Source organism: Sphaerobacter sp. (assembly GCF_019683595.1).
GTDB lineage: Bacteria > Chloroflexota > Chloroflexia > Thermomicrobiales > Thermomicrobiaceae > Sphaerobacter.
In genome coordinates this window covers 1-2,675 of the sequence record NZ_JADGHZ010000304.1, presented here as the reverse complement: position 1 = coordinate 2,675, position 2,675 = coordinate 1, and the positions used below count along the sequence as shown (strand labels likewise).

2 protein-coding genes are annotated in these 2,675 nt (G+C 68.4%); one reads left to right on the top strand and one right to left on the bottom strand.

Features of this window, described 5'->3' with window-relative positions; all coding sequences use genetic code 11:
- Positions 1-344, top strand: a 344-nt coding sequence (locus tag IRZ30_RS16915; RefSeq protein WP_294086865.1) for an alpha/beta hydrolase, incomplete at its 5' end; no start/stop codon positions are given.
- A gap of 1,124 nt (positions 345-1,468) precedes the next feature.
- On the opposite strand, the gene IRZ30_RS16910 is transcribed toward IRZ30_RS16915, so the two are convergent.
- On the bottom strand, positions 1,469-1,693 hold the full coding sequence (locus IRZ30_RS16910; RefSeq protein WP_294086863.1) for a hypothetical protein: 225 nt from the start codon (positions 1,691-1,693) through the stop codon (positions 1,469-1,471).
- Between the last annotated feature and the right edge of the window lie 982 nt (positions 1,694-2,675).

Genomic DNA, 2,675 nt, shown 5'->3' with positions numbered 1-2,675 from the left:
CCCCCCTCCTGGGCCCAGAGTGGCCTAACTTGGTCGGGGGGGGGCGCCTGGCCGAGTGGCGGCACAACGTGCTCTCCACCCCTGCCTGGTTCGATGCCGTGATGGACTTCGACCCCGGCCCCGGCCCGCTCGCCGCGCTTAACATCCCGACCCTGCTGGTCTACGGCGCCAACACCCAGCCCGAATACCGCGAGCTGACCCTCGCCGTCGCCGACGCCCTCCCGCCCACGGACCTCGTGGAGGTGCCCGACGCCGGCCACGGCGTCCCCGTCGACAACCCCGACGCCTTCAACGCGCTGCTGCTGGAGTTTCTGGAGCGGATAGGGGTCGCTGGCAGTTCCTGATCGGCACCGCACGATCGAGGAGCGTGGTCGCCTAGACGGACCAATGGCGGTGTCATGTGCCAGGGGTTCATGGGGTTTGACGAACGTTCGTTAAGGGCGCACGCGGTCGGCACGTGTCCGGGGCTCAAGCCCCGGGCTGACAACGAAAGCCGGCTGGAGCCGGCTCTTTGGCGTGCGGCGGCCCGAGTCGCCGCTGTGGTAAGGCGCGGCCGCAGCCGCGCGCCGGGGTGGGTGCTGGATCGCGAGATGGGTGGTGCGAGGGGCTCCGCGCTCTGGCCCGTGTCCCGCGAGGGGTGGTGTGCCCGGCGGCTTTCGCCCAGGACACAGGTCGACTGCGTACACCCACATCATTCGTCAAACTCCATCACCCCCGGGCGCGGGCTGAGCGGTGGAACCGGCGCATCGGGGCCTGGGCCGCACCGCGATCCCAGCCGGGTTGAGCCGGCTTTTCATTATCAGCCCGGGGGTGATGGTGTTTGACGAATTAGTCGTGTCTACCCACCAGCGGCCCGCGACTCCCCGTGTGTCATCCTGAGCGGAGCCGGGGCGGCGGCCAGCCGGCCCCGGCGCAGCGACGGATCTTCCCGCTGCGTGACCGCTCCGACGCGAGATCCTTCGGCTCGGACGAAGCCGCCGCCCGGCGTGCCGGCGCCGGCCGGCTCCGCTCAGGATGACAAGGACGAGACGACGGACCGGTACATGTACCACGGCAATTCGTCAAACTCCATGAGCCCCGGGGCACGTGCCGCACGGTGGGATACTCTCTCGCCACCCATCCCATGTCCCGACGACGGCGAGGCACCAACCCCGGGGCGCGGCTGCGGCCGCGCGATACCACAGCGGCGGCTCGGGCCGCTGCACTCCAAAGCCGGCGTCAGCCGGCTTTCGTTGTCGGCCTGGCGGCTTCCGCCGTGGGCACACGCCGGGAATTGTGGAAGGTCCGCCGAGGGGTGGGGATGAGGAGCGCGAGTCCCGCCAGGCATCGAGCCGTGGGCGGCACGGGCGGGGATGAGGAGCGCCGGCATCGTGCCGGCGCTGTCGTGTGCAGGTTTTTGGGCAGGGGCAAGCGGCGGTTGTTCACCGCCGAATGCCGAACACGGAGACGCAACCACCCACCGTGGCCGCTACCGTTCTTCCTGCTTGCGATCTGCGTTCGCGCAGACCGGGCAGGTGACCCACGCGTCCCCGGCCAGAATATCGGACGGGCTCACGCTCCAGGTGGTGCCGCAGTCGGCGCAGGTCAGGTCGAAACGGCGTGGGAGCAACGGTGTCGCGCTCCGCTTGTGGGGCGACTCGGCCTGAGCGCCCAAGTAGTGGTGGCGGTGGGGCCGGTCGTCAATGGGCATCATCGGGATCTCCCAATCAAGAGAGGTACGGCAACAGATAGTGTAGGTCTACATGCCACAGAGTGGACGCTGCAATAGCCAATCTTGGCTACCAATATGTCTACTTAGGTAGGATGGGGGGCCCGGTACTTACGCACAGGGGCGCGGTGGAGCCGTCCGCATCGCCCCCTCTCTTCTGAGCCGGTCGGAGCGCGCTGCGCGCCATGGAGCGGGTTGCGTCCCACGACCCGCTGGCCCGACGATGATCCAGGCGGGTTGCGATCGGCATGGGCATGCAGGAGTGCGGGCGCAACCCGATCGACACTGCCTGAGCGAACTCGCCGGTTAGTTCTTGGGCGATGATGGGTTCGGCGGCGTGTGGTGTGCGGGGCGACACTTCGGGCAGTGGATCCAGTCGTCCCCCTGGATCAGGCTGTCAGTCGTGACGCTCCAGGACGCGCCGCAGTCGGCACATTGGAAGGTCCAGGCATCGGGCATGTCGACGGCGGGGGTGTTGCTGGGGCACGCTGATGCTGTCGAGTCGGTTTGTGGGCGAGCAGACTCGGGCTGTGGCGCCATAGGCGTGACTCCTCCCTCTCCCCGGTTGTCCCTAGCGGGATCAACGTATTACCGGGCCCCAGTCCGCGTCAAGACCCCTCGCCACGGGTTGGAGCGTGTGTTACTGTCTTATCCGTCCTACAATCGTCGGAGCTGACGTCGCGGACGCCGAACTCGGCCAGCATTGAGCAGGTACCGTGCCGAGGGTTTGGCCGGCTCCCCCCGGCATGCCCATGCGGATTCCGGCCTCGGTCGAACATTGGTGCTCCGGGGCGAGCGAGGAGAAAGGAGACTGAGTGTGGCGCAGATGACGGGTGGGCAGGCGCTGGCAGCCAGCCTGCTGGCGCAAGACGTGGCGGTGATCTTCGGGCTGCCCGGCGTGCAGCTCGACTGGGCCTTCGACGCCCTGTACGCCGTGCAGGACCGCATCCGGGTGATCCATACCCGC

Coding starts and splice junctions, on each gene's coding strand:
- IRZ30_RS16910 (WP_294086863.1), bottom strand. CDS start 1,693: ATGATGCCCATTGACGACCGGCCCCACCGCCACCACTACTTGGGCGCT.